Genomic DNA, 25830 nt, shown 5'->3' with positions numbered 1-25830 from the left:
ATGTTAACTCCTTTCACCTTCTTCTCTGACTTCTGTTTCGCGGATCGGCGGCATGACGAGCGCCCCTTTGAAGACGTGGAAAAGGAACCAGAACGAGGGGATGAGCATAGACATGCCGATGAGCGCCGAAATGAAGAGCTCTGTCAGCGTCGTCTGGGGACTGGCCGTATTGGCGACGGTCAGATCCGGAGGAATAATGTATGGAATCTGCGCTAATCCCCAGGTGCCGAGCAGGGCCCCTGTTTCAATGATCATCAGGAGGCGCGAGAGCCGATAGTGCCGGTAGAAAAGGGCCCAGGCGACCGCCAGACCCAGCAGAACGGTAATCACCACGGCCCATATGGCATGAGCGATCATCCCTCCCCAGAGAATGGGGGCCTGCCAGGGAGAGAGCGCGATGCCCACGGCGCCTAACGCTGCCATGACACCTCCCGCGATGAGACCACGAATGCGGAAGGCCTCCATCATGGCGGTATCACCCTGTCCTTGCGCCTCGACCGTGAGGTAGGTGGCGGCGATGGTAGCGCTCAGCGCGATACCCATCAGACCAACGACAATCGCGAATGGGGTCAGCCAGACGCTGACCAGACCCACCGGGGGCTGTCCATTCACGATACGGACCTGCCCACTGGAGACCGCCGCGGCCATCGCCCCGAAGAGAAAAGGCGTAAACGTGCTTGAGATACTAAAGATCCGGCCCCAGGCCGTGCTCACCAGTTTGGTATTTGCGCTGAAGGTACGAAAAACGAACGCGGCGCCACGCAGCACAATGCCGATCAGGATCAGCACCAGCGGGATGAAAAATGCCGTTGTCAGTGTCTGGGCGACAAACGGGAATGCCGTCATCAGGCCGACGATGAGGTATGTCAGCCAGACGTTATTTGCCTCCCAGACCGCCCCGATGGCATTTTTAATCAGGTTGCGCATCGGCTCTTTTTGAGAACCAAAGGCCAGCAAGTCCCAGACGCCGCCTCCAAAGTCAGCCCCCTCCAGAGCAGCATAGATGATTAAGGAGAGCCAGAGCAGGACCGCAACCGCATATGCCAGAATCATGAAATGGTGCTCCTTTATTTATTTGATAGGTTCAGCTTTTACGGTATCTTTCACAATCAGTTCAGACCACGAACGCTGTGCTTCTCTGCGACGGGCTATCAGAATTAAGAAGGCTACCAGGGTCACTCCGAGCAGAATATAGATACAGGAGAAGACAATCAGGCTGATAGTCATCAATGGATTGGGCGTAACCGCGCTTCCCACGCGCATAATATTATAGACGATCCATGGCTGACGGCCTTCTTCGGTCGTGATCCAGCCAAGCTCAACCGCCAGAAATCCACACACTCCGGCCACGATCACGCCTCGTAATAGCCACTTATTTTCTGGAATCCTCCCTTTGCGCTTAAGATAGAGAAACCAGAAGAGCGCGCTGATGAAGAATATGAAAAATCCACAGCCCACCATGGCATCAAAGGCGAGATGAACGCGGACCGGATCGGGCCGATCGGCGGGTGGAAAGGCATCGAAGCCGGTTGTATGAGAATTGATAGTAAAATGGGATAGCAAGCTTTCGCCCTGTGGAATAATGATCGCGTACCGCGTTTGTTTCGTGTTTGGATCTGGTATGCCGCCGATATAGAGCGGCAAGCCATTGCCTGACTGCATCACCCCCTCCATCGCGGCGTACTTGGCGGGCTGCGTATCTTCGAGCGAGCGCGCGTTTAAGTCTCCGCATGCAATCTGCAGTGGAATGGCGATTCCCCCTAGCGCGAGTCCAATGAGCAGGCCACGACGGTGATAATCATCGCGCTTACCACGCAGCATGCCGAAGGCGTAGATAGCCGCGGCCCCCAGGCCGGTCGCGACATAACAGGCCAGAATCATATGTACCGTCTCAAATGGCGTGCTGGGATTCAGGATAGCGGCGAAGGGATCAATATTGGTCACCTTTCCATTGACCATCTGGAAGCCAGTGGGCGAATTCATCCATGAGTTGGCGCTGGTAATGAACCAGGCAGAGCTACTTCCGCTGAGCACGATAGGGAATGAGCAGAGCCAGTGTGCCTTTGGTGAGAGCCGTCCCCAGCCATAGAGATACAGGCCAAGAAAGATGCCTTCCATAAAAAAGGCGAAACCTTCGGTCGCGAACGGAAGCCCGATGATCGCGCCCGCCTTACCCGCGAAAATAGGCCAGACCAGGCTGATTTCAAACTCAACAATGGTGCCGGAAACCGCGCCGATGGCGAAGAGAATGGCGAAGGCGCGCGTCCATTGACGGGCGAGCATCATCATATGAGCATCTTTACGGAAAAGTGCCAGCCCCTCGGAGATGCAGAGCAGGACCGGTAGACCAACGCCCAGCACTGAAAAGATGATATGGAAGACAAAAGAGACGCCCATCTGGGTACGTGCGGCGAGAAGATTGGTCCAGAACATAGCAGTAAAATCCTCTAGTATTTTTTGGGCTGTCTCACCATCCTCATCATAAATAGTATCGGCCTTGCCCTCTGGCAGGTGGGCTCAACAGTCCTCATGCTATAACACGGATATCAGCGCTAATTCGTATCTCATCTGTACCATGCGGACAGACGACAAAACTACAGGTTATTGGAGTCTGGAGCGCAGATTGTTAGCACCGCCGCCCCTCAACCAGGACCGTGCAGGCACCGCACTGCCCATGGTCACATCCCTTCTTGGTTCCCGTGAGGTCCAGATATTCGCGTAGCGCGTCAAGGAGCGTCACCCGTGGATCAATCTGCAACACATGCTCTTGTCCATTGATGAAAAGAATAACGTTTTTCATGATAGCCTCAATTTCTCTCTCTTCATCTTTTTCCTACCCACGTACACGGCGTTGGTTGAGAAAAGTAACGTTGGGCGCTCTGGCAGAGAAAAGAAAAGCATCTGCGAGGATAATGATGGCGAGTTAAGAGAAAAAAACCGCTGGCCCGTCCATACGGACGAGCCAGCGATTGGGAGGCTTCTTTCTTCCTACCATGATCGCTGATTGGGATACATCGAACGCCGATTGGGATTGGTGTTATGCTGGTTAGGATTGGTAAAGCGTTGCTGGCTAGGACTTACCCCGGCTCCGTATGGTCCTGCCACCGGTGATTGTTGTGGAACACGTTGCCCATGCAGGAAGTAGTAGAGGTACCTTGCAATCTCATCAATGACTGGCACCTGTGTTGTAAATTGCCTTGGATCGAGCCCGTTGATCATGACCTGGTCGTTATTGATGCGCTGCAACATCGTCAAAAGTATGCGGGCGGCATGCAGCGCCTGTTCATTGGCGATGCTATTGGATTGCTTGAGCCTGTAGAACTGCTTGAGCTGTGTGTTGACGAATGCCGCCTGCCCCTGGAGTGGATGGTTGGGTGGCAATTGCACCGTCCCTTCTTGTCCGTTGGCAAGCGCCTCAACCGCTGTAATCACATTGCGAATAAATTCCTCGATAAGCCTGGCATGTTCGGCCTCCGATTCTTTGAAGCGTTGCTCCAGGGCGCGCAACTCCTCAGCGCGGTCCGCACGCCGGATTGCCTGGTCCATGCCACGCGTCCAGAGGAAGGCGATGATGGCGGCAACGATCAGGATCGCGACCGGTCGCCCCGCGATAACCGGCATACCGTATTGAGCGATGGCCTGATGCAGGTCAGGAGACCAGGGCTGGAGTAGCAGATCGGTATAGATCAAAATAACATTCACAAGGGCGATGATAAAGGCCGCGTAACGCGGCAGAATCGAGGCCCCAAGAATGACCGAGACCACAAGGATGTCGAAGGCTGGCAGATAGACCAGGTGGATCTTTCCATCGGTAGAGCCAACAATCACGGCCATGACCGCCGCGATAGTCAACACAACCAGAAATGTTCCGGCTATGGTAACAAATCCTTTGCGATTCAGTACGATGGCAATGAGCACACAAATAGCCGTGGCCACCACGGTAATCGCCGATGCCCGATCACTAAATATAGAAAAAGTGAATACCGCCAGGCATGCTAACATGGCCAGGAAGATCCAGGCCATCAGGCGACTGCGGCGCGTTTTTTCACGTTGCTCAATGGTGTCCTGGGGCTGATCCCAGCCCCAGCTTGTATGACGTATCCACCAGTTGACACGGGGTAGCGAGGCTTTCTTTGGAGCTGGTTGGTGGTCTACAGGTTGTTCGTGCATAGAAGGTTGTAACATTGTCTTGCTTCTTTCTGCTTTTCCCTATCCTTTCGACCTCAGGATACAGTTCTGGTATATCTCTCTTCGAGAAGTTGCTTTAGCTTGATGAACATTTCTTGATGTGAGGCCAGAGCCTGGGTATACACCGTTTTTGCCAGCAGCCCTGGAGAGGTAATCTCAACCCTTTCTTTGACACGTGTGCCGCCCCCTTCAGCCAGGCACTGCGTCGTGTTATGCAGGTAGATACCTGGAGTTTGATGGGCATCATAGACAATGGTCCCCTGCGCGTTGATGCTCATCTCAACACGATAGGAGAATGTCATAAGAAAAGGTCCCTGCTTCATGCGATCGCGAATGACGTAGTGGTTGATCGTTGTGCCATCCGGAGCGGTACTTGTATGTGTATGCCGAATATTTACAATCAGTGGGTGAATCTGGGTATGATTGTCCAGGGTAGATAGAAATGTTTTAACCTCTTCTGGCGAGGCGTGTATAAAAATATCCTGTTCAAATGATGATTGAGCCATGGTTATATCCTTTCGTTCGCCCATTATATAAATATCTATAGTAGTAACAGGAAGAGATTTAATATACTATAACAATTAAATATTTATTTGACAATATATATGTACTTCTTTTCCAGGTCCAGATGGTAATGGGAACGATTATTAATATGTCTCAAATACGTAAGGAGTATTTATGGATATACAGGCTAAGTGGGTATTTCGTATATTAGTTTACATCGTTGTATATTTGGAGATCAACTTTATTTGATGACATTTCCTTCTCTCCCTCTACCATACCAGCCCTGGAAAGGTTTACCTACCTATATTTTTGTGGATGCTGAAGAGGGTGGGAAAAGGCCTTTGTGGCCTTTTCCCACCCTCTTCAATTCGACATGATGCAAATATATCGTTGTCTGAGATTGCAGGCTCAGCCATGCCAGCTGCTGATCGCAGTGCTGTCTCCACCAGGTGTATGGAATGTGAACACGAACTGACCACTCTGGCCTGGTGAACCCTGAACATAGGCGATGATCTGTGTCGGTTGCCTCATGGTCCCGGTGCCGCCGGTTGGATTAAACTGGACCGGGATATTGCTGCTGACCGACCAGGTAAATGGTTCATTGCTGGATCCAAACAGCCACACTGTCAGGGTACAACGATTCCCAAGCGGTTCCGCGTAGCAGACCTGTGGGTTTACGCTGGTCGGAAGTACCTTTGCGCTGAGGGAGGATATGGGTGATGAAGATGTTGAAGCTGAGCCTGTGCCAGAGACAGGAGTAGGAGTCGAGACTGGCGCCGGTGGCATGGGCGTCACAGTTGGCGTGGCAACCACGGATGTATGAGCGCTGCCTGTGGACGAAGAAGTGGGCACCGGAGTTGGCGTCGCGTATGCTGTTATACTCCCCTTTGGGTTCAGGGTATCTGCTGCTATCTTCGCTCGACCAGGAGTATTTGAGGCCGCGTAGGCCGAGCTTTGTGCCATAGGCGAGGTGGTACGGGACCAGACGAAAGCGATTCCGGCGAATATCGATATCAGTAGCAGGAAAAGCGTCATCCCGCTTTTTATGGTGTGCATGAAGGACTTTGCCGCACGCTTACTTTGCCCGGTGTGAGTGGTTGGGGTAAGTGGAGGCATGCTTGCCTGTGACTGGGAGGAGAATTCCCGTTGATTGAGCCACTCGCGGATTGCCGCCGCATTCAGGTGACCGATCCGTTCAAATGCGTTCATGCTAGCTTCTCCGAGTTGCTGCGCCTCCATATGCTGGCCGCGCAATGCGCGCACATACGCATCTTCCCAGAGAATGTGAGCCTGGTGATCATGAACAGCGCTATGCAGGATGTAGGAAAATGTATCGGAGCGATCAGACCAGGATGGCGGTATCAGCGGAACGATCGTACTGGTTGCGGGTTCAGAACCAGCTTTATTGATTGTTGGTGTGCTCTCAGGCTGGCACGTGGTATCAAGGAGCCCCAGCTCCTCCGCGTTTTTCGCGAAAAGCACACATAGCTTCTCACGGAAGTAGGGGGTTGGATAAAAGAGGCCCCGCTCCCAGCGGCTCACTGTAGTGGCGTCCGTTCCGATCAGTTCCGCGACTTTGGCCTGTGACCACCCCCGTAGTTCACGAGCCTGCTTCAGGCGACGATTCGGCGTCATATGTGCGTCCTCCAATGACTCCGGTATTGTAACCGGCTCTGTAGCGTCATGCTCACAAATGTTCTTGCGTCGATATTTCCATCACCATCGTTGGAGTATCTTGCAACCTGTTTTTCGCCATTAGATGATGCTGCTATCTGCTCGCGCTATGTCTAAGTAAGTACCATTGCGAGTCAGATAGGGAGTAACTACAATACATTTAAAACGGGTTTGATTAGTATCTTACCATTACTCACCCTGATTCGTAAGCGTTCACGTAAACGATCACGGTACTTACAATGATGATGCAGTAGGAATTTGAGACACTGCAAGATTGGAATCTAAATAGCTTGCAAATCTATATCAAAGGAGAATTGCTGAAGGTAACAGCGAAAAATGTTTTGCTTCCTTTTCTGCACTTTTTACTGCCCAGTTTGTTTTTTACCTAAAGATACATTATGCTTGATAGACTATATTCAGTACGTAGCCGCAAGAAATTTCTTGCGGCTGATGAAATCTGGTGTTTCCCTGCTACAAACCTGTATGGTGACTTTGAGGGGACGCATATAAGGGATATGTGTATTTATGAATACAAGTGATCAATCAGAACAGTATCCACAGGGCGATCAGGATGAAAACAAGGTAAAGAATGTAGAGATGATGCCCCAGCTTGTATCATCGGAGTATAAACAGGTTGAGAACCGTGTCAGTATTAGCCCGGCTGTCATCCATGAAGCTATACGTGTAGAAGGAGAGATTGAGCTCAATAGAACGATTTTTGCCCTGGCCTGCTCCTCGTTAGCCGCTGGCTTATCAATGGGTTTCTCGCTCATTGGACGGGGCGTGATCCATTATTACCTGCCCACGACCGCTTTTTGGCGTCCCCTGGTTGACAATTTTGGCTACAGTCTGGGTTTTCTTATAGTTATACTTGGTCGGCAGCAGCTTTTTACCGAGAATACGTTGACTGTCATTCTTCCCTTGCTTACCCATTTCGATAAACGAACCACTCTACGCGTGCTGCGGCTCTGGGGAATTGTGCTGCTGGGAAACTTCGTTGGGGCATTCTTGCTGGCTACCCTTGTCGCGCAGACACTGCTCTTTCCTCCGGGTATACGTGATGTTTTCACCCAACTTTCGCAGCAAGCATTTGAGGGCGGGTTTGGGTTGCTCTTACTGAGGGGGATCTTTGCGGGCTGGTTGATTGCCCTCATGGTCTGGCTTCTGCCGGCATCTGAGAACATGCGCCTGCATATCATTGTTTTTGTCACCTACATTATTGGGGTTGCCGCCTTTGCTCACGTTATTGTTGATGCAGTGAGCGCGTTCTACCTTGTGAGCCTTGGCAAAGTCAGTTTCTGGTATGCATTAGGAGCGTATCTTCTTCCTATATTACTCGGCAATATCATTGGTGGCGTCACCCTTGTAGCTGTCCTCAATTATGGGCAGGTGGCTACCGAAGCATCCAAAAAAGAAAAAGGAGAGCAGAAAGAAGATAAGCAATAATGGCCTATAAGCCATTCAGGACTTCTGAAAAAGCGAAAAAAGGTGATGTGGAGATCTCCAGGATTAGGTAATCCTGGAGATCTCCACATCACCTTTTGCCCAGATCGCCAGTGTGTGGTAGCTCATAAATACTATGCCGAGAAAGTTATAGTTTACTGCATCTCATTATATCATTGACTTTAAATATATTTATATGCTATATAAATAGCAAGGGATGTGCCAGATCCTGCTACGTATTTAATGAAACGTATTTTGCCCTATTGCTTCAATGTGATCCCTATTGTTGTGCGCTTTCACATGATTGTTTGTGTTGTGCGTTACCACTGCAGGAGGAGTATGCATGGATGCTTTTCGGCATGGGCGTGGACGCCTGTTTTTCGTTTTCCCCCTGATCGCTGCATGGCTAGGGGCGCTTGTATTTCCGCCGCTCGCCAGCGCGGCAACGACCCTTGTTCAATTAAGTTCCGATCCCTATACCAATTCCAGTAGTCAGCACCAGACTGAGGTTGAGCCCGATAGTTTTTCTTTTGGATCAACCATCGTATCGGCCTTTCAGGTTGGCCGTATCTACGGAGGTGGTAGCTCAAATATTGGCTGGGCCACCTCCAATGATAGTGGAACGACGTGGTCGCATGGCTTTTTGCCGGGCACAACCACGTTTGCAACTCCCGCTGGATCCTTTACCGCCATTAGCGATGCGAGCGTCACCTATGACGCGGCCCACAACGTCTGGCTGATCTCGAGTCTGGGCATTACCACATCTAATACAGAAGTGGTAGTGACAAGTCGTTCAACCGATGGAGGCCACACCTGGTCCAATCCTATTATCGTAGCCAGCGGCTCGCTCGATAAAAACTGGATCGTCTGTGATAATACAGCGAGCAGTCCTTACTATGGACACTGCTATACCGAATGGGATAGAACGAGTTCCAGTAATCTGCTTCAGATGAGTACTTCTACGAATGGTGGTGTTACCTGGGGGGCCGCTAAAGCGACCGCAGGCAATAACCATGGCCTGGGAGGTCAGCCTCTAGTACAGCCTAATGGGACGGTGATCGTTCCCTACCTGAGTTCTTCAGATGCTATTGCTGCCTTTACTTCCAGTAATGGAGGAACAAGCTGGACGAGAGCTGTAACGGTTTCTGCTGTCAATGATCACAGCGTCTCTGGTTTGCGCACGGAGGCACTCCCCTCGGCCGAGATCGATGGTGCAGGCAAGGTCTATGTTGTCTGGCAGGATTGCCGCTTTGAATCAGGGTGTAGCGCGAACGATATCGTGATGAGCACTTCAACAAATGGAAGCACCTGGTCAACGGTCACGCGTATCCCCACGGACGCTATCGGGAGTGGCATCGATCACGTTATCCCGGGTATCGCCGTCGATAAAGCGACTTCTGGTAGCTCCACACATCTCGCCCTGGCCTATTACTACTGTTCGAGTAGTTGCCAGTTGCAGGTGGGTTTTGTTTCCTCAAGCAATGGAGGAGCCAGCTGGTCAACGGTCACAACGCTTACCAGCACCCCCATTAGCCTATCCTGGATCGCCAATACCAGCCAGGGACGTATGGTCGGTGATTATATCTCGACCTCCTTCGCCAATGGTAAGGCCTTCCCCGTCTTTGCTGTTGCCACCGCGCCTACCGGGAGCACTTTCAACGAGACCATTGACACGGTGTCAGCAGGTCTGGCGCTCGTAGCTGGTAGCCATACCAGTCAGGGTGAACACGCGACCAGTACAGGCAGCCGTAACCGGATTCCGGCTACCCTTCACTAATAGTGGCTCCTTTGCGTACAAAGAGAGAGGAGGCGGGTACAACCTACCCACCTCCTCTCTCTTATATATGTAGAGTTTAGTGCTGATGTTAGTGGATCATCTCTTTAGATCGGCCTGGAATCTGGCGGTCCATGACGCGCCAGACGATGATGCCACCAATAAGGACCAGTCCCGAGACGACTACTAATTGCCATGAGCCCGTGGTCTGACCCTGGAGATACTGGTTGAGGGCGACCGTGAGCATCCATAATTGGATTCCAAGCAGTATGATGCCGATGATCAAGCCGGCCAGCAGCATAGCCAGGCGACCATGGGGTGGGGCATGGACCACCTCCCCCGTTGTCTCACTGTTTATATAGCCGTCATTGCGCCAGCCTGTCTGTGTGAGCTGGTTTTTCATGATTGCGGCCTCTCATCCAATGCGTACAACATCGTCCCATCTTGCTTCACCGTTATCTTTGGCAGTGGACGCTGCGGCGGCCCTGCTATCGGGATACCGGTCTGTGGATCAAAGACCCCATCGTGGCAGGGACAGATGAGCCTGTTTTCATCTTCCCGATAATACACGGCACAGGAGAGATGGGTGCATTTTCCGCTATAGGCCACAAAGCCCGTATGTGGCAGATTGAGCAGGATCGCCTGATCGCCGGGGGCTGGATACTCAAAGTAGTGGACCTTACCCACGGGCAGTGCTGAAGCACTGATGATAGCCTTTCGACTGGTGGTGGTCTTGATGGGACGGGCATAGTTCAGTCCTACGACTCCAGCGGTCGCGGCAAAGAGCGCGCCTGAAGAGAGAATCGTCAGACGCAGCATCTGGCGGCGCGAGACAAATTCGTCGGCGTCCCAGTGATAGGGGAAGGTTGTCTGCCAGCGCGTAATGCGCGAACGTATTCTGTGTCCGATTAGCCGTTGTGGCGTACTCATAATACCCATGCCTCCTCACGTGGTTTCATCTTATCATTCTGCAGGCCACTTCTGGCCTCTTCAAGCAGGTCAGCCAGTCTGAAGAGCTCCTCTTCCTGGGGGGCGACCCAGTGTACCCGCGTCTGTACCTTTTGTTCGCCAAACGAGGTGACGTTAATGGGATGCCCTTCACGCTGATTCATGAACTCCTCGTAGTCACCATACCAGAGAGCCTGGGTGGGACAGACCTGTGCGCACCAGGGCTTTAAATCCTGCACCGTGCGATCATAGCACAGGTTGCACTTTTTCATCAGGCGCGCCTTAATATCAAACTTGGGCACACCAAAGGGGCAGGCGTAGACGCAGTTGCGGCAGCCGATACAGCGTGAAGGCTCGGCCATCTGGACCACGCCATCAGGGGTGATCTGGATGGCCAGTACGGGACAGACCTGCGCGCAGGGAGCAACCGGGTCCTGACAATGCATACACACGGTGGGCTGTGTTGCCACGCTGATGCCGCGATCGATGAAGTCGACCATCACCATACTTTCACCCTTGTGCGAATCGCATTCTCGGCAGGCGGCCTCGCAGGAACGACAGCCGATACAGCGCGATGGATCAATGAACAATGTCCTTACAGGCATTTTTAGGCTCCTCTTCACTCTCTGTCATTTCCAGACGCTTTGCCGATCAGTACGCTTTGGCCTTCTTAGCGGATGGATCTTTGGTCTCCCCCTATGGTGTAGGGGAACATCTTTGGCGTGTCCTGGGGCGTGCGGTTCATCTTGAAGCCATCCGCCCTGACCTCTACTTCGGGGGCGCTCAACTTGTCGACGCGCGCGGCACAGGCCTTGTATTCAGGAATTTTGACATTTGGTTCAACCGCCGGGCTGGTAATCTGGTTGATCGCCGCCCGATGTCCCCAGTGATAGGGAACGAACAGCGTATCGGGCCGGATCGTGGGTACCACCAGCGCCTTAAGCTCTATGGACCCGCGTGGAGAGGTAACACGCACCACCTCTTCGTTCGCGATGCCCAGCCTTTCAGCGGCCTGTGGGTGAATCTCTACCCATGGCTCTGGCGCCTGCGCATTGAGGAAGCCCAGGCGGCGCGTTTGATTTCCCGAGAGGTAGTGATACACGACGCGTCCCGTAGTCAGGCGGAAGGGAAACTCGGGGCCTGGCTCCTCCACGGCGGGTTGATAGGGGATGACAAACATTTTCGCTTTGCCATCTTTATGTCCGAAGCGCTCGGCGAAGAGCCTGGGGGTTCCTGGATGGTCAAGCGAGGGACAGGGCCAGAAGACCCCCTGCTGATCTTCAATCTTCTGCCAGGTGATGCCGTAATAATCGGACATGCCGCCCTTTGATGCCTGCCTTATCTCCTCGAAGATATCATACGCGGATGTATAGAGGAAAAATTTCCCGCGTCCGAGGCGTTTCGCCAGTTCAACAGCGATCTTCCAATCATGTCGTGCTTCGCCTGGAGGGTCTGCCGCCTTATTGATTTTAATGACGCGCCCTTCAAGATTGGTTGTCGTCCCCTCATCCTCGCACCAGACCGTGCCCGGCAGCACTACATCGGCCAGTTCCGCCGTCTCCGACATAAAGAAATCGACGACAATTAATGGATCCAGATTGGTCAAGGCCTGCTGGACGACATGGTTATCGGGCAGCGAGACCATCAGATTGGAGCAAACTACCATGCAGCTTTTGATCTCACCGGCGGCCATCAGGTGTACCATCTCGGTTGCCGCCGCGCCCTCCCAGGGTAGTTCTTCCTCTGGAATGCCCCAGAAGTCAGCGATGTATTGCCGCTCTTCAGGCACATCGATGTGGCGGTATCCAGGGAGTTGATTCGCTTTCTGCCCCATTTCACGCCCTCCCTGTCCGTTGCCCTGCCCTGTGATCATCATCGAGCCGCCGCCCGGCTTCCCAAGTTGACCACGTGCCAGCGCCATGTTGACCAGAGACAGGCAGGTATCGACCCCATGCGAACTGTGCTCAATACCGCGTGCGTGCATAATCAATGATGGATCGGCCCGACCGTACAGGCGCGCCGCAGCCACGATACGCTCGGCAGGGATCCCCGAAAGCTGCTCAGCCCATTCGGGAGTGCATGTCTCTACCGAAGCCTTGACCTCTTCCCATCCATTCGTACGCGCCTGTACATAGGCTTCGTCCACCATGCCGTCTTTGATGATCTGTCGCAGCATCGCGTTGGTGACGGCGATATCGGTGCCCGGTTTGACGGGTAGCCAGATATCGGCGCTACGAGCAAGCGGAGTCTCGCGTGGATCGACAACGATCAGGCTGGCTCCTCGATCGCGTGCGCGCCAGATCCACTGCATGGCAACAGGAAAACATTCGGCGACATTGGAGCCGAAAACCATAATGCATTTTGCCAGTTCAACATCCGGCAAGGGCAAGGGTGCGCGGTCAACGCCGAATGCGCGGCTATAGGCGACCGCCGATGAGGACATACACAGGCGACCATTGTAGTCTACGTGGCGGGTGCGCAGGCCAACGCGGGCAAACTTACCCATGACATAGCATTTTTCGTTGGTCATAGAGGAACCGCTATAGATTGAGACGGCGTCCCGGCCATATTGCTGCTGGATCTGCTGCCAGCGCTTAACGATGTAGTCCAGCGCCTCATCCCAGCTCACCCGTTCCAGTGGACTCCCCTTGCCTCTTTTGCGCATCAATGGATAGCGCAGGCGATCAGGATGATCTACCTGCTGGTAGGCAACGACGCCTTTGGGACAAAGGGAACCACGATTATGTGGATAATTGCGTGCCTCCACGCCGATGACCTTATTATTATGCACTTTGAGGTTCATGCCGCACTGGACTCCACAGAAGCAACAATGGGTAGGCACAAGATCCTCTACCAGGCGATCAGCTTCACTCCACTGCACCTCGGGGCGACCAGACGACTGAAAGTCGTAGTTCGGTTCGCGTCCTATCTCAAATATATCTTTGTTGACAGACATATCAATGCTCCATTTTCTAAGCGTATCTATGACAGGAAGTTACAGGAAGTGTTTCCCCATCATCTGGTAGTAGGCCTGTCCCCGCAACACGCGCTTGCAGGTGGGACAGTAATCGTGCAGCGAATCGCCGTTTTTGTTGAGAGTATAATCCTGTCCCAGGTCGTTGATTACCCCTTTGAGATCGGCGATAAATTGTTCGGAGGGCAGTTCATGACCACAGCGTTTACAGCGTCCCGTGCCGATCGCCTGAGGACTGTCGGCATCCCGGGTATAATGGTCGACGTCCTGGTTGACGGTCTGGTAGAGGGTGACCCCAATGCTGGCCGGTCGCTGGATAATATGGAAAAACTTGCCGAATGGTAGCATCAGCAGCCAGAGGACGACGACGACCTGGTGGGTTAATGAGATAAACCAGTAGAACTGGCCTCCCCACCAGAGGGATGAGGCGGTAAGCGCCAGACCGGTGATGCAGATCGCGAAGAGCAGGATCAGGGGCATCAGGTCGAAGCCGAAGCGTTGCGTCATGAAGAGCCCCATCTCATTCAATCGTCGCCAGAAGGCTATCGATAGCCCGATGACTAGCAGCGCGGCACTAAAATCCAACCCATGATAGATCATGAAGCCGATGCCGTTTAGAATGGGAAAGATAATGGTGGGAAAGCCAAAGACCCAGACCTGGTAATGATCGGGCGGCACCAGCGTGAAGCGTAACCAGCCAAAGGTCAACGGGAAGGTGATCAACAACGAGAGGATAACCCCCCAGAAGATCGACATATGCATAATCCAGCGCAGGAGGCTACGCCTCAAGATAAACGTCTGCGCGAATATGTCGGTCCACCAGGCCTGAGGGATCAACAATGTGTAGCGGCGGAAATTGCGCAACGATAAGAAGTTGGTCCACCCTGCTTTAAAATAGCGCCACGTGGGAGGACGACCGATCCAGAGCGTATAGCGATATGCCATTGCTCCTATCATAAAGACAGATGCGACGGCATAACCAATCAGGGCGGCATCAAAGTCACGCAGACCACGCGATCCAAGCACGATGAGCACAATGAGGAGCGCCGCCACGATGAGCGCGACTACCCACGCTGAAACATGGCGACCGCCGTTCTCCTGTTTCATATTGTTTTCCATCAGCTGACTCTTTTCTAGTCAAACAGGTTGTTCTACGATGATTATCGCGAAGAACATATCGTAAGGCGATATGTTCTTCGCGGCACCCGAATACAAGCACTGCTACATACAAACTGACACGTTATTTTTTCTTTTTGGTGTCATTCGTGTGCATCGATCTTTTAGAACGGCAAACTTATATGCCGGTTGGGAAGGTTTCCTCAACCTCTTTGTCGTGCCATAATGTTGTTGGTTCTAAAGGCTCCAGGGCATGGGTATGGTCAAGGTGGATGATGGTATCAAATTGTTCGGGTAGGCGTGCATAAAAGTAATGGCTGATGCGCTCGCTGTGGGGAAGATAGATCACCCCGATGGCACGTTCTAACTGCGGACCCTTTAAGCTGGTTGCCACTCGTTCATTGGCATGAAGATCCAGCCAGAATTCCGGTAGGTTTGTTTGATGGAACAGCATTTCGTAACTCTCGTCGAGCGCGGGACGCACACGTTTGCGTTCCACCGGCCGATCCCAGCTTGAGGCTGCCGTGACCGTGCCGCTATAGGTGGTAAAGCCGATGTTGCACACCTGTTCGCTATGGGCCTCACGCACAAGCTGCCCAACGTTTAACTCCCCCTCTGTTCCCATTGATGTCGCGCGGGCATCGCCAAGATGAGAGTTGTGGGCCCAGACCACCACCTTTGTTGGCTCATGATAGTGATCAAGGTAGGCGATCAGGTCATCAAGCGTTCTTGCCATGTGGCGATCACGTATATTCCACGACTCGACCGATCCTCTATAGATGCTGCGATAGTATTTCTCTGCATCCCAGGCTAAGCGTGCGTTTTGTTCCGCGTAGAAAAATTCATCCTCCGCTATCCGTCCATCGCGCCGAACGTAGTCAGCCGCCTTCTGCTGCAATTCCTGGAGCTGGCCGATCACCTCATTCTCGCAGATTGGGGTCAAACCGAAGTTCGCTGCATAGCCATAAGACTGGCTATCTTGTGTGGGTGATCCAAAGCAGGCATAGCGTGTCCGAGCCCGTTTAGCCCCTTCAGGATCTATGCGTTCCAGATAATTAATTACTGCTTCCATGGATGCATAGAGGCTATAGAGATCGAGGCCATAAAATCCTGTTCTGGGGGCTGAAGCTGGCAGCTGCATATTGTAGTTGCGCAGCCATTCTACAAACGCGAGCACCTCTGTATTGCGCCACATCCAGCTGGGGAAACGTTTAAAGCCATCCAGTGCCATACGGGCATCGGTATCATCATTGACTCCACGAACATAGCGATTGACGCGATAGGCATCCGGCCAATCGGCTTCAACGGCGACAACGGAAAAGCCTTTCTCCTGGATTAGCCGTTGCGTGATCATAGCCCGTTCCCGGTAGAATTCTCTGGTACCATGAGAGGCTTCACCGATTAGCACAAAGCGCGCACCACCAATTGTATCTAACAAGGGATCATAGTCTGCAATAGCGCCGGTGAGCGGATGGGCTACCTCTCGAATGGCATCCGCGACCATCGTTACACGAGTTTCTGCCATAGCATGCTCTCCTCTGGAATCTCAATGAGCATTCAACTTCTCGCAATGAACACGTTAATGGTAAGGGAAAAGTATCTCTATTTCCTTGTTGCGTATTGGCAATGGCGCAAACTGACACGTTTTTGAAGCATCTCCGTGTCACTAATGTGATCTATTGACATTTAGGGGGATGTGTTGCATCAAATGCTGAGATATTTCTCGGAAGAAAATACGTGGACAAGTCCAAAAATAAAAACTAAAGGGTATGAGATCTTCAAGCACAAGCAAGATGGTTGTGTGCGTGCGGTTTTCATCCCCTGAGCGGGTGCTACGAAAATAGGGCTGATTTGTATTGTGTGCCGTTGCAGGACAGTGCCGGGGCCCCCCGGCACTGTCCTGCAACGGCACACAATACAAAAAGGTGCTCTGCGCAGCAGAGCACAGTCATACTTGCATGCAAAGTAAACAGGCTAACAAGAGGAGGCTTCATCAAGCGGTTGTCCTTTTAGAAATGCCTCCGCGAGCCGGTTAAACTGCTCGGGTTGGTCATACATGCTCACATGACTGGCATCCTTTAATATCACCAGGTAGGAATCCGTGATTTTGGTACATAATATTTTCCCTACCGATGGTGGAACTAGTGTGTCATGTTCTCCCCAGATCAGCAGCGTCGGGGCCTGGATCTTGATAATATCCTCTTGCGCGTCAACTGAGAGAAGGTCATGGGCGGCACGGAGCAAGGTGAAAGGACCGGCTCGCAGGGCATCAAACGCCAGAATAGTGAAGAAGCCCCGCTTTATATAGCGCACGGCGGTCAACAGAGGACGTGTATACCCCCATACCGTATGGATCTTTGAGAGTACCGCGGGCGAGACCAAAATCAGGCGCGAGACAACCTCGGGACGGTGGGCTGCGATCCAGATACAGATGTATCCCCCCATTGAGTGCCCGACGAAATGTGCTCGTTGGATCTCTACCGCTTCCATCCATGCGAGCAGCCAGCGAGCGACATGTATGATAGCGAAGCGATTGCGCACCCTGCTCATAGTGCCGAAGCCGGGAAGATCAATTAGATAGACGCGATGATCCTGTGCAAGTGTCTGAACGTTGCGGTTCCACCAACGCATCGAACCAGAGAGACCGTGTACCAGGATCAACGGATCTCCCTCTCCCAATACCTGGTAGCGCACGTGGTAGTCCTCGACCTGCACCGTACGCAGCTCTGGCATTATAAATTGTTGTGTATCGATGTCGAGCTCCTTATTGATGGATATATAGCGTTTTTTATATAGTTGCATTTATAGAGAATGAGAAGCATTTCTCCATCCTTTTTTCTTCACGGTTTGCATCCTATTCGCGTTGCACTTCGTGTTTATACATAATGAGACAGGCGAAAAGAAACATGGAAAGTAAATGGGTGCGGGTAGCAGGCTGTGCCATGCATTATCGTGTTCCACATCAGCGACCGGATTCCGATCGGCTAGCCATTGTCATGGTTCATGGACTGGTCGTTTCGAGTCGATACATGACGCCGACGGCAGAGCAGCTGGCGCCTGACTATCATGTCTATCTTCCCGAATTGCCGGGATTTGGGAAAAGCCAGAAACCGGATCACTACCAGGACCTGAACGAGATGGCCGATACCCTGGCGGCATGGATGACAACGGTCGGACTCTCGCGTGCGATCTTGCTTGGCAATTCCCTGGGTTGCCAGATCATCGCACGCTTTGCCATTCGTCATCCAGATCGCATCCAGGCGGCCATCCTGGTCAGCCCTACGATGGATGTGCGCGCACGTACCGCCCACCAGGAGATTGGCCGCTGGCTGGTGAACGTTTTGCGTGAGCCTGTATCGCTCTATCCCATGGTGCTGCGAGATTTCATGGAGATTGGTTTTCGCCGTTTCGCAGCCACCTTTCACTATGGGCTTGAGGATAGCATAGAGGTATACCTGGAGCAGATGGAGCTCCCTACCCTGGTTGTGCGTGGTACATGGGATACGGTGGTGCCGCAGGAGTGGGCCGAATATGTAACACAGATGCTTCCGCAGGGAAAACTGACTATAATTAAAAGGGCGGCCCACGATGTGAATTACAATTCACCCGCTGAGCTAGCCGCAGCCGTTCGATCGTTTGTATGAGTTCCTGCTATCTCATGTTGCAGCCACCTCTTTACTGGAATGTCAGCGATCGACGCAACCCAGGATGATGCCGATACTGCCCAGAATGGCGACGGCATCGCTCATCCTATGCCCACGAAGTAGTTCAGGAAGGATCTCTAGCGTAAGCGGCATCCCTTTGCGTTTTTCCTCATTTGTCACAGGATTATATAAATCTATACGCGAATCATCTGGATTTGCCATCGGGCAGCTTACTTTATCCCTCTTTATTCATTCATTTTGTATTGATCAGGTATTTCTTGTATTGATCAGATAGAAAAACCTGCTTTATACATTTATTCTCATCAGTATATGGTATTACTCTGCCGTTTCTAATAATCGGAGTATTCGATTAGTATTCGATTAAAATGGGTATTGATCACTTTTAATTCCTGGAAATTCCATAGACTTTTTTATTGTTAAGATGGTAACCTTATTAGCATAAACCTCTTAAAGATGTTATAACCCCAACTTGAGATAGATAGCTGGTAGTAGTTAAGGAAGCATTGTTCATGGTCCATACCCAATATTCACATAAAAATGAGGCGGCCGTTTCTGATGCGGCATTGGTAAAACTTGTGCTAGCGGGGAATCGCGAGATATTTGCTGAGCTTGTACAGCGCTATGAAAAGCCGCTGTTCCATTTCATCTATCATTTTCTCAATGATTATGAGCAGGCCAGTGATACATTGCAGGATGTTTTTCTAAGATTTTATATCGCTCTACCGCAACTAGATGCCTCCAAGCCCCTAAAGCCCTGGCTATATCACGTGGCTCATAATTGCTGTGTAGATGAAGTGAGGCACGGTCACAATAAGCTCTGCATGCATTTCTCCCAGTTCCTTTCCGAGAATGACCGCGGAGAAGAGGTGGCTTTTGATATGCCTGATTCATCAACGCCCATCGACGAACTGTGTGAGCAGCATGTCTTGCAGGAAAAGCTGGAGCGTGCCATTTCAACCCTTTCTATAAAAATGAAGACCGTTGTGCTTTTACGATATACATCAAATCTTCGCTTTGGAGAAATTGGACGCATCATGAATATTCCAGAAGCTACAGCGAAAACGTACTTTAATCGCGCCAAGCGCTATCTGCGTGAAGAGTTGAAGAAAGATTCTATCTTCGGTAGTAAATTGCAATAAGCTCATTGTTTACCCCTCCAATTAGAGTAATAATCAAATGACCATTCAGACAGCATTTCTACTGATCAGGATTCTCATTTGACTATTGCTTATTTTTTGTGAGAGAGTGTCAGACTCCCATCATGTTGGGGGCACTCGCGCGCTCCCGCACGCGCGTCCGCACTTGTATGTAGTGTTGGTGCATGGGTATGCATTCGTGTACCCATGCACCAACACTACATAGATATTTGAGCGCCGTAGGCGTGCAGTGTCAGGGGCTGGAGGCTATAAGCTATGATCTATTTTATATATTAATTGTGAATAATAGAAGAGTTAAGAGAATAAATATGAAATTATAGTAATTGACGTATGAAACTTTTTATATGAAAGCACGTGAGAGTTTGCATATATATGTCCAATAATAATGAGGAGGAATGATCATGGTTTGGATACCGAATCGTATTGTTGCTTTGATTCTTGGGATCATCTTTGTAGTGATTGGTATTATCGGCTTTTTTGTCTCGTCAACTATGATGCCGGGTAGCCTGATGGGGATGGATGTTGATATTGTGCATAATCTTGTCCATCTGGTGACGGGTATAGTTGCTCTGCTGGCTGTATATATGGGATGGTCGCGCGTCTTCAATCGAGTGTTTGGCATTATATACCTGGTAATTGGCCTGGCAGGTCTGATCCCGGCCCTCTACTTTGATGGCCGTCTGCTTGGTCTTATGCATATCAATGCTGGAGATAATGTTTTCCATCTTATTATTGGTATCATCGCTATTGCTGTTGGTTTCTTTGTACATGAGGATGTCGTTGCCACGAATAGAACGACAGCTGTATAAGCATATAATATAAATGACTTCTGATAGATCCTAAAAAGAGGAGCGCCGTTTTACAGTGTAAAACGGCGCTCCTCTTTTTGGAGAGTTTAGTTAGCAATTGTATCGCGTAATCTCTGACGTCGTTTTTTCATTGTTAAAGACATCAATGGAAGCGCAAAGACCAGGAGGGCAGCCGGGCAAGGGATAAGGCAGCAGATCTGATTGAAGACTGGCAATACATTATTCATCGCGTGTTGGTCCTTTCAGCTCTATATAGGATTGTCGGTTTAATCCACTCATATGCAAATTTATATTCCTATTTTTTTGTCTTATACAGAACACGGCGTAAAGAAAAAAAGGTAACCTTTGTACATGTTTATACAGTGACTCTGATCTGTTCAATGGCTTCTGCCAGGCGGGTAGTATGTTCTGGCAGGCCCACAGTAACCCGAACATAGTCATGACGTCCATCAAGGAGCGGAAAGTAGCGCAGCAGGAGGCCATGCTTTTCCATGGTACTCTGGAACTGACACAGGCTAACTTGCTGATGATCTATGCGAGCCAGAATAAAATTGCCCTCTGAAGGGATTGGGTTCAGGAATGGATAGCCAGCTAGAACGTGGGAGAGCCGTTCACGTTCTTCAATGATCCACTGTACACGTTCACGCGCCTCATCAAGATGGTTCAGGGTAGCTGTGGCGGCCAGGTGACCGGCGACGTTCACCGCAAAGGGATACTGGGCCTGCCGGGCAGCGGATACGATCCATTGAGGAAAGAGTCCATAACCTACCCGCAGACCGGCCAGGCCAGCCCACTTGCTGAATGTGCGCATGACGACCAGATTCTGATAGTGAGGAACGAGGTGTGCATAGCCGGTTGGATGACTCGAAAACTCGACATACGCTTCGTCCACAACCACGATCAGCCCTGTCTTGAGCAGGGTAAGAAGGTCATCTTCCGGAAGCGGATTCCCCGTCGGATTATTGGGTGAGCACAGCACGATCATGCGGGCCGCTGGAGTCAACTCGGCCAGGACCGCGGCCAGATCAATAGAGTAGTCAGCCCGACGTGGGATATTGCGTAAATATGCTTTCCGTTCGCGAGTTGCTGAAGTATAGAGTGAGAACGTCGGTGAGCAGGTAATGATCTCATCCCCTGGACTGAGAAACAAAGACCAGAGGAGGCGGATCACCTCCATACTGCCATGGCCCAGCACAATATGTGCGCCCTCAAGTCCCGTATAGCGAGAGATCGCCTCGGTGAGCGACTGCGCCTGGACATCAGGGTACTGGTTATACCAGGCATGGTCTCGTAACATCTGTAATGCAGAGGGAACAGGACCATAGGGACTTTCATTAGCGTTCAACTTGATGACATTGTTTGCAGGAATACCGGTGCGTTGGCTAAAGGTCTGCAACGATTCGCCGGGAGTATATGGTAATAGATGATCAATATCAGGTTGATGGGGGCGGCGATCAGACGTTACAGCGTGTGGAGTCAACAACGCACTCTTCATAGAGTCTGGTTTCATGAATTATCTTTCTATATGGCAAATGTATAATGCGCCTGAGAAATTGAGATGTAATTTCCTATAGTGGTAACACGGTGAAATACATAAAAAAGTGACATTTATTTAGTGCATATCAGAGCACACTAGATGGCAAATGCCTTCTAACCTTCTCCCTTTTTTCCTCTACTGCGTGTCATTAAGAGATGATCAAAACGTGAGCGTATGGTGAAAGGTGAGAAAATGTCTTCTCAAGCACAGACGGATCATTCCGCATCTGATTCGAAGAGAACAATACGTTCGGCTTTCTGGACAGGGGTCCTGCTTGGAATAGGGATTGCGGCTTTTCTGGATGAGACGATTTTCCATCAATTATTGCAATGGCATACCCTGTACTGGTATACAACGCCGCAGGGCCGATTGCTTAGCGATGGGATTTTTCATATTTTTAGTACGCTGCTTTTGCTCTGGGGAGCATTAAGGCTCTGGAAAGGACGTGATAACTGGAATCCTTTGCAGCGCAATGCTATTCTGGCCGCTTTGCTCATTGGTCTGGGAGGTTTTAACCTGTACGATGGTATTGTTCAGCATGTTATTTTGCGCCTACATATCGTGAATGAACATGTCTGTAGCGTGATAGCAGGCGGTCAACCCACTTTTTTCGGCATCTGCCTCAACGATATTCCATACGAGATAGTATTTGATGTGATTGCGCTGGCCATTTTAGTCGCGGGCATCATCTGGTGGCAACGCGTACGCCGTCGGGTTGTTTAATCGACAGTTGATGCACTATAAGGACGGTGGCTGGTACAGAGTATGAGCGATTCTCGGAAGTTGTTGTATTGTGCTGGTGAAGAAGATATATCCAATTATGATAAGAACGATACCCAGGCTTAGCGCCAGCAATAACGCGATGCGCATCGGAATGCTAATTTTAGGAGCGTGGCGCAATGCGAGCCTGGACCAGGCGCCGAGAAAGAGGCCGCTTATGAGATAAATAAAGCCTGATAAAAAGGGTAAAAGCCATGATGATGAAAAAGCGAACAGCGTATAGTATATATGCAGCAGTGTATCACCAGCCATCAACAGGCACAGCCAGCAGCAGATAATGAGTCCGATCTGCCTCTGTGTTTTACTCATGTCTTTCATTATTTTGATCGCGAACTACTTTCTGATGAACCGCAACTTCAGACGCGTAAAAGTTCTTTCTGCGTAGTGGCACGATACTTTGGTGTCGGAAGTTTCGCGGCCTGCAAAAAATGCTGCCATTTGATAGAAAGAGAATAAAGGTGCAGAGAAAAAAGCTACTCACGATTCAACATGCATCGGTCAATCCTCCTGGTTTACTGGGTGATATTCTGACGAAGCATGATCTTGATTATGATGTTGTTCACGCGGAAGGAGAGGAGATGCCGACCGATGCGGCTGGCTATGACGCGACTATTATCTTCGGTGGGCTAGAACATGTTTATGATGAGCTGAAGCAACCATTCATTACGCGGGAAAAGCGTCTGGTTGCGTCTGTGCTGGAGCGAAAGCTGCCTTTTTTGGGTATCTGTTTCGGATGTCAGTTGCTGGCTTCAGCGTTGGGTGCGGAGGTCTACAAATGTACCCCTTCGCTGGGGTTCGTGCGCATCGACCTGACCGAGGATGGGCAACGAGATCCGTTTTACCACGGTTTCGCGGATTATCAGCAAGCTTTCCAGTGGCATGATGATGATTTTGACCTGCCCGCCGGAGCAGTATTGCTAGCGACCGCTCATGGTCGTGAATCGCAGGCCTTTCGCTGGGGTGAGAACGCCTATGGAGTGCTCTACCATATCGAATTAACCGCGGCCATGCTGCAAAACTGGCTCGAAGATCCCGATTCTCGCAAAGAATTCATTGAGAGGACAGGGATAGAGACCTACAACAAAACAGATCGTGAGTACGATCAGCTTTACCCTGCCTACCACGACCATGCAAGCAAGGTCATAGAGAATTTTTTACGCCTCGCTCGATTAATTCCTGCGTAATGGGATTCATTGATGGTAGGGTAGGTAGATTGCATAGAGGACTGAGTGAAGAAGAAGCAACAGAAAGTGAGCTGATTATGCAGATCATAAATAGCATTGGGCAGGCACTCTTTATGGCTTTCAGCATGTTTTGGGAGATTCTGTGGCCGCTGATCCTTGGTTTTACGCTTTCTGGCATCGTGCAGGCGGTGGTGTCTCACCAGTCGATCGCCCGTGCGCTAGGCGGTGATTCTCCCAGGCACCTGGGTCTAGCCACTCTATTCGGCATCGCCTCCAGTTCCTGCTCCTATGCGGCGGTCGCCCTGGCGCGCTCCATCTTCCAGAAAGGCGCCAGCTTTACCTCGGCCATGGTCTTTCAATTGTCCTCCACCAACCTGGTCATCGAACTGGGCATCATCCTGATCGTCTTAATGGGCTGGCAATTTATGGCGGCCGAGTATCTTGGTGGTTTGCTGATGGTGATCTTGCTGGCACTGATTTTTCGACTGACCCTGACCCGGCGCATGGTAGACAGAGCGAGAGAGCAGGCGGAAAAGGGAATGATGGGAAAAATGGAGGGGCACGCGGCGATGGACATGAGTGTTTCAGGCAGTTCATTCTGGAATAAGCTCTTTAGCGGCAAAGGTTTGACCGCGGTCAGCAACTACTTTGTGATGGATTGGGCGTCTGTTTGGATCGATATCGCTCTGGGTCTGCTCATCTCGGGCGCGCTGGCGGCCTGGGTGCCGGATTCGTTCTGGCAGGCTTTTTTCTTCTCTAACAATCCCACGCTGGCAAAGATTGAAGGCCCGCTGATGGGTCCGCTGGTGGCCATGGTAAGTTTCGTCTGTTCGGTAGGCAATGTGCCGCTGGCCGCGGTCCTATGGCGCGGAGGCATCAGCTTTGGCGGAGTGGTTAGCTTTATTTTCGCCGACCTGATTATCCTGCCCATTCTGGATATCTATCGCAAGTATTATGGCTGGAAGATGATGGGCTACATTCTGGTCACCTTCTATATCACCATGGCTGCCGCGGGTTATGTGATCGAATTCCTGTTTGCCGCTCTGGGGATCATTCCTCAGAACCGCAACGTCGTGGCGATTACCGAGGGTATCCACTGGAACTATACAACCGTTCTCAACATCATTTTCCTGGTGCTGGCGGCTCTGATGGTGATCCGCTTTGTGCGTACCGGCGGCCTCTCCATGTTAAAAATGATGAATACGCCCGCGCAGCAGATGGATCATCATGACCATGAGCACCATAGTATGGAAGAGGCTGATTAAGCTCTCAGTTTTTCCTTCCATGGTCTGCGGCATTGCCCTTTTTATGAGAGAGTTGATTACTTTTTGAATCATTATCACCTCTATAGCAATCACGAAGATTGGTCGACCGCCTGTTCTATTCTGGAGCGCTATTATGAACTGGGCGGCTCCAAATTTCTGGCGATTGGAGTCGCTGAGAGCGCTGAAGCGGTCATTGAGCAGTTGAGGAGAACGGGCGAGGGACAGCGAGCTGAGCGATTGCGCAGACAGGTACTGGCCCATGCAGACTATTTCCTATCGGTAGGAATTGACCTGCCCGCGCACGAGGTTAATTATGAACAATCTATAGTAGCTCCTCTGCTGCAACTTCTGATCTCGGCGTATCACCTCAACCCTTCTGATACATATCTGGCTGCTATTCAGGAACGCTTGCCCTGGCTGCTAGCCTTCGCGGGTCCGCAACCACATGCGCGCCTGCGCCACATCGCTATTCGTCACTGGGATGGCTACTGGTTTGGAGCATTGCATCTGTGGGGGGATGTCTTCCCTCACTACTGGAGCGTATTGAATGCGGCTGTGCTGAGGCGGCTACCGAAAGAGATCGATTGCCCCAAAGCGAAAGCGATGGCGGACGCCATTTTGAAGGCGAACCTGGTTAATTTTGCCGATGACGGGTCCGCGACATGCGCCTTTGTCTATCCTGGCTGCGTTGACGGAAATCCGGCGCATATCGCGGACCCTGTGGCCAATGACCAGGACTGGGCTCTCGTCTATGCTCTGCAATATGGCGACTGGAATGCATAAGCTGAAGACTATCTGATCTGGCGCCTGAA

Annotated in this window: 23 protein-coding genes and 2 pseudogenes; 9 read left to right on the top strand and 16 right to left on the bottom strand. The window is 51.2% G+C overall.

All coding sequences use genetic code 11. The features are described from left to right. Positions 1-3: 3 nt before the first annotated feature. From AABA21_RS17575 to AABA21_RS17550, 6 genes and pseudogenes are all read right to left on the bottom strand, one after another. A complete protein-coding gene (locus AABA21_RS17575) occupies positions 4-1053 on the bottom strand; it encodes a cytochrome d ubiquinol oxidase subunit II (RefSeq protein ID WP_338252400.1) in 1050 nt (349 codons plus the stop codon). A gap of 18 nt (positions 1054-1071) precedes the next feature. Beyond that, complete coding sequence (locus AABA21_RS17570) at positions 1072-2433, bottom strand: cytochrome ubiquinol oxidase subunit I (RefSeq protein ID WP_338252398.1); 1362 nt, start codon at positions 2431-2433, stop codon at positions 1072-1074. A 199-nt stretch (positions 2434-2632) separates the two neighbouring features. Beyond that, positions 2633-2791 (bottom strand): annotated as a pseudogene (locus AABA21_RS17565) (2Fe-2S iron-sulfur cluster-binding protein); the annotation flags it as partial. 197 nt (positions 2792-2988) lie between these two features. Next, positions 2989-4185, bottom strand: coding sequence for a hypothetical protein (locus tag AABA21_RS17560; protein WP_338252395.1), 1197 nt, complete (start codon positions 4183-4185; stop codon positions 2989-2991). Positions 4186-4223: 38 nt separating this feature from the next. Then, the gene (locus tag AABA21_RS17555) at positions 4224-4694 is read right to left on the bottom strand and encodes an SRPBCC family protein (protein WP_338252392.1); all 471 of its coding nucleotides are present in this window, start codon (positions 4692-4694) and stop codon (positions 4224-4226) included. A gap of 406 nt (positions 4695-5100) precedes the next feature. Further along, complete coding sequence (locus AABA21_RS17550; RefSeq protein ID WP_338252390.1) at positions 5101-6327, bottom strand: helix-turn-helix domain-containing protein; 1227 nt, start codon at positions 6325-6327, stop codon at positions 5101-5103. 564 nt (positions 6328-6891) lie between these two features. Between AABA21_RS17550 and AABA21_RS17545 the strand changes: the two genes are divergently transcribed. Next, positions 6892-7812 (top strand): formate/nitrite transporter family protein, encoded by a 921-nt coding sequence (locus AABA21_RS17545; RefSeq protein WP_338252388.1) that lies wholly within the window; start codon positions 6892-6894, stop codon positions 7810-7812. A gap of 340 nt (positions 7813-8152) precedes the next feature. After that, a complete protein-coding gene (locus tag AABA21_RS17540) occupies positions 8153-9586 on the top strand; it encodes a sialidase family protein (RefSeq protein ID WP_338252386.1) in 1434 nt (477 codons plus the stop codon). 88 nt (positions 9587-9674) lie between these two features. On the opposite strand, the gene AABA21_RS17535 is transcribed toward AABA21_RS17540, so the two are convergent. The 7 genes from AABA21_RS17535 to AABA21_RS17505 all read right to left on the bottom strand — a co-directional run bounded on the left by AABA21_RS17535 (position 9675) and on the right by AABA21_RS17505 (position 17354). Then, complete coding sequence (locus AABA21_RS17535) at positions 9675-9986, bottom strand: hypothetical protein (protein WP_338252384.1); 312 nt, start codon at positions 9984-9986, stop codon at positions 9675-9677. Next, complete coding sequence (locus tag AABA21_RS17530) at positions 9983-10513, bottom strand: QcrA and Rieske domain-containing protein (RefSeq protein ID WP_338252382.1); 531 nt, start codon at positions 10511-10513, stop codon at positions 9983-9985. Before AABA21_RS17530 ends, AABA21_RS17535 begins: the two co-directional genes overlap by 4 nt. Then, the gene (locus tag AABA21_RS17525) at positions 10510-11136 is read right to left on the bottom strand and encodes a 4Fe-4S dicluster domain-containing protein (protein WP_338252380.1); all 627 of its coding nucleotides are present in this window, start codon (positions 11134-11136) and stop codon (positions 10510-10512) included. The genes AABA21_RS17530 and AABA21_RS17525 overlap by 4 nt, the downstream gene beginning before the upstream one ends. Positions 11137-11201: 65 nt before the next feature. Then, on the bottom strand, positions 11202-13487 hold the full coding sequence (locus AABA21_RS17520) for a molybdopterin oxidoreductase family protein (RefSeq protein ID WP_338252378.1): 2286 nt from the start codon (positions 13485-13487) through the stop codon (positions 11202-11204). Positions 13488-13526: 39 nt separating this feature from the next. Beyond that, complete coding sequence (locus AABA21_RS17515) at positions 13527-14624, bottom strand: hypothetical protein (protein WP_338252376.1); 1098 nt, start codon at positions 14622-14624, stop codon at positions 13527-13529. A 175-nt stretch (positions 14625-14799) separates the two neighbouring features. Continuing rightward, a complete protein-coding gene (locus tag AABA21_RS17510; RefSeq protein WP_338252374.1) occupies positions 14800-16146 on the bottom strand; it encodes an erythromycin esterase family protein in 1347 nt (448 codons plus the stop codon). A 449-nt stretch (positions 16147-16595) separates the two neighbouring features. Continuing rightward, positions 16596-17354, bottom strand: coding sequence for an alpha/beta fold hydrolase (locus AABA21_RS17505; RefSeq protein ID WP_338252372.1), 759 nt, complete (start codon positions 17352-17354; stop codon positions 16596-16598). A gap of 173 nt (positions 17355-17527) precedes the next feature. Between AABA21_RS17505 and AABA21_RS17500 the strand changes: the two genes are divergently transcribed. Beyond that, positions 17528-18265 carry an alpha/beta fold hydrolase gene (locus AABA21_RS17500; protein ID WP_338252370.1) on the top strand — a complete coding sequence of 246 codons (738 nt, stop codon included), beginning with the start codon at positions 17528-17530 and terminating at the stop codon, positions 18263-18265. Between the two features lie 42 nt (positions 18266-18307). Here AABA21_RS17500 and AABA21_RS39435 read toward each other — a convergent pair. After that, a pseudogene (locus AABA21_RS39435) lies at positions 18308-18406 on the bottom strand (NADH-quinone oxidoreductase subunit D-related protein); the annotation flags it as partial. Between the two features lie 389 nt (positions 18407-18795). Between AABA21_RS39435 and AABA21_RS17490 the strand changes: the two are divergent. Then, positions 18796-19425 (top strand): RNA polymerase sigma factor, encoded by a 630-nt coding sequence (locus AABA21_RS17490; protein ID WP_338252366.1) that lies wholly within the window; start codon positions 18796-18798, stop codon positions 19423-19425. A 419-nt stretch (positions 19426-19844) separates the two neighbouring features. Beyond that, positions 19845-20252 (top strand): DUF4383 domain-containing protein, encoded by a 408-nt coding sequence (locus AABA21_RS17485; protein WP_338252364.1) that lies wholly within the window; start codon positions 19845-19847, stop codon positions 20250-20252. A gap of 355 nt (positions 20253-20607) precedes the next feature. On the opposite strand, the gene hisC is transcribed toward AABA21_RS17485, so the two are convergent. Further along, positions 20608-21762: a histidinol-phosphate transaminase gene (hisC, locus tag AABA21_RS17480; protein ID WP_338252362.1), complete on the bottom strand. Its 1155-nt coding sequence runs from the start codon at positions 21760-21762 to the stop codon at positions 20608-20610. Between the two features lie 219 nt (positions 21763-21981). Between hisC and AABA21_RS17475 the strand changes: the two genes are divergently transcribed. Next, positions 21982-22512 carry a DUF2243 domain-containing protein gene (locus AABA21_RS17475; RefSeq protein ID WP_338252360.1) on the top strand — a complete coding sequence of 177 codons (531 nt, stop codon included), beginning with the start codon at positions 21982-21984 and terminating at the stop codon, positions 22510-22512. Positions 22513-22527: 15 nt separating this feature from the next. Here the strand turns inward: AABA21_RS17475 and AABA21_RS17470 are convergent, their stop codons facing one another. After that, complete coding sequence (locus AABA21_RS17470; protein WP_338252358.1) at positions 22528-22878, bottom strand: hypothetical protein; 351 nt, start codon at positions 22876-22878, stop codon at positions 22528-22530. Positions 22879-23027: 149 nt separating this feature from the next. Here AABA21_RS17470 and AABA21_RS17465 point away from each other — a divergent pair, with 149 nt between their 5' ends. From AABA21_RS17465 to AABA21_RS17455, 3 genes are all read left to right on the top strand, one after another. Then, on the top strand, positions 23028-23753 hold the full coding sequence (locus AABA21_RS17465; protein WP_338252356.1) for a type 1 glutamine amidotransferase: 726 nt from the start codon (positions 23028-23030) through the stop codon (positions 23751-23753). Positions 23754-23830: 77 nt separating this feature from the next. Beyond that, the gene (locus tag AABA21_RS17460) at positions 23831-25018 is read left to right on the top strand and encodes a permease (protein WP_338252354.1); all 1188 of its coding nucleotides are present in this window, start codon (positions 23831-23833) and stop codon (positions 25016-25018) included. 63 nt (positions 25019-25081) lie between these two features. Beyond that, a complete protein-coding gene (locus AABA21_RS17455) occupies positions 25082-25801 on the top strand; it encodes a hypothetical protein (protein ID WP_338252353.1) in 720 nt (239 codons plus the stop codon). The last annotated feature ends 29 nt before the right edge of the window (positions 25802-25830 follow it).

This window comes from Dictyobacter halimunensis (genome assembly GCF_036245075.1).
Note: the sequence above shows the minus strand (reverse complement) of the source record. Positions and strands in the feature narration are given on the sequence as shown.

Excerpts from the sequence above, each read along its gene's own strand:
- AABA21_RS17575 (WP_338252400.1), bottom strand. The coding sequence starts at position 1,053 with ATGATTCTGGCATATGCGGTTGCGGTCCTGCTCTGGCTCTCCTTAATC.
- AABA21_RS17570 (WP_338252398.1), bottom strand. The coding sequence starts at position 2,433 with ATGTTCTGGACCAATCTTCTCGCCGCACGTACCCAGATGGGCGTCTCT.
- AABA21_RS17560 (WP_338252395.1), bottom strand. The coding sequence starts at position 4,185 with ATGTTACAACCTTCTATGCACGAACAACCTGTAGACCACCAACCAGCT.
- AABA21_RS17555 (WP_338252392.1), bottom strand. The coding sequence starts at position 4,694 with ATGGCTCAATCATCATTTGAACAGGATATTTTTATACACGCCTCGCCA.
- AABA21_RS17550 (WP_338252390.1), bottom strand. The coding sequence starts at position 6,327 with ATGACGCCGAATCGTCGCCTGAAGCAGGCTCGTGAACTACGGGGGTGG.
- AABA21_RS17545 (WP_338252388.1), top strand. The coding sequence starts at position 6,892 with ATGAATACAAGTGATCAATCAGAACAGTATCCACAGGGCGATCAGGAT.
- AABA21_RS17540 (WP_338252386.1), top strand. The coding sequence starts at position 8,153 with ATGGATGCTTTTCGGCATGGGCGTGGACGCCTGTTTTTCGTTTTCCCC.
- AABA21_RS17535 (WP_338252384.1), bottom strand. The coding sequence starts at position 9,986 with ATGAAAAACCAGCTCACACAGACAGGCTGGCGCAATGACGGCTATATA.
- AABA21_RS17530 (WP_338252382.1), bottom strand. The coding sequence starts at position 10,513 with ATGAGTACGCCACAACGGCTAATCGGACACAGAATACGTTCGCGCATT.
- AABA21_RS17525 (WP_338252380.1), bottom strand. The coding sequence starts at position 11,136 with ATGCCTGTAAGGACATTGTTCATTGATCCATCGCGCTGTATCGGCTGT.
- AABA21_RS17520 (WP_338252378.1), bottom strand. The coding sequence starts at position 13,487 with ATGTCTGTCAACAAAGATATATTTGAGATAGGACGCGAACCGAACTAC.
- AABA21_RS17515 (WP_338252376.1), bottom strand. The coding sequence starts at position 14,624 with ATGGAAAACAATATGAAACAGGAGAACGGCGGTCGCCATGTTTCAGCG.
- AABA21_RS17510 (WP_338252374.1), bottom strand. The coding sequence starts at position 16,146 with ATGGCAGAAACTCGTGTAACGATGGTCGCGGATGCCATTCGAGAGGTA.
- AABA21_RS17505 (WP_338252372.1), bottom strand. The coding sequence starts at position 17,354 with ATGCCAGAGCTGCGTACGGTGCAGGTCGAGGACTACCACGTGCGCTAC.
- AABA21_RS17500 (WP_338252370.1), top strand. The coding sequence starts at position 17,528 with ATGGAAAGTAAATGGGTGCGGGTAGCAGGCTGTGCCATGCATTATCGT.
- AABA21_RS17490 (WP_338252366.1), top strand. The coding sequence starts at position 18,796 with ATGGTCCATACCCAATATTCACATAAAAATGAGGCGGCCGTTTCTGAT.
- AABA21_RS17485 (WP_338252364.1), top strand. The coding sequence starts at position 19,845 with ATGGTTTGGATACCGAATCGTATTGTTGCTTTGATTCTTGGGATCATC.
- hisC (WP_338252362.1), bottom strand. The coding sequence starts at position 21,762 with ATGAAACCAGACTCTATGAAGAGTGCGTTGTTGACTCCACACGCTGTA.
- AABA21_RS17475 (WP_338252360.1), top strand. The coding sequence starts at position 21,982 with ATGTCTTCTCAAGCACAGACGGATCATTCCGCATCTGATTCGAAGAGA.
- AABA21_RS17470 (WP_338252358.1), bottom strand. The coding sequence starts at position 22,878 with ATGAGTAAAACACAGAGGCAGATCGGACTCATTATCTGCTGCTGGCTG.
- AABA21_RS17460 (WP_338252354.1), top strand. The coding sequence starts at position 23,831 with ATGCAGATCATAAATAGCATTGGGCAGGCACTCTTTATGGCTTTCAGC.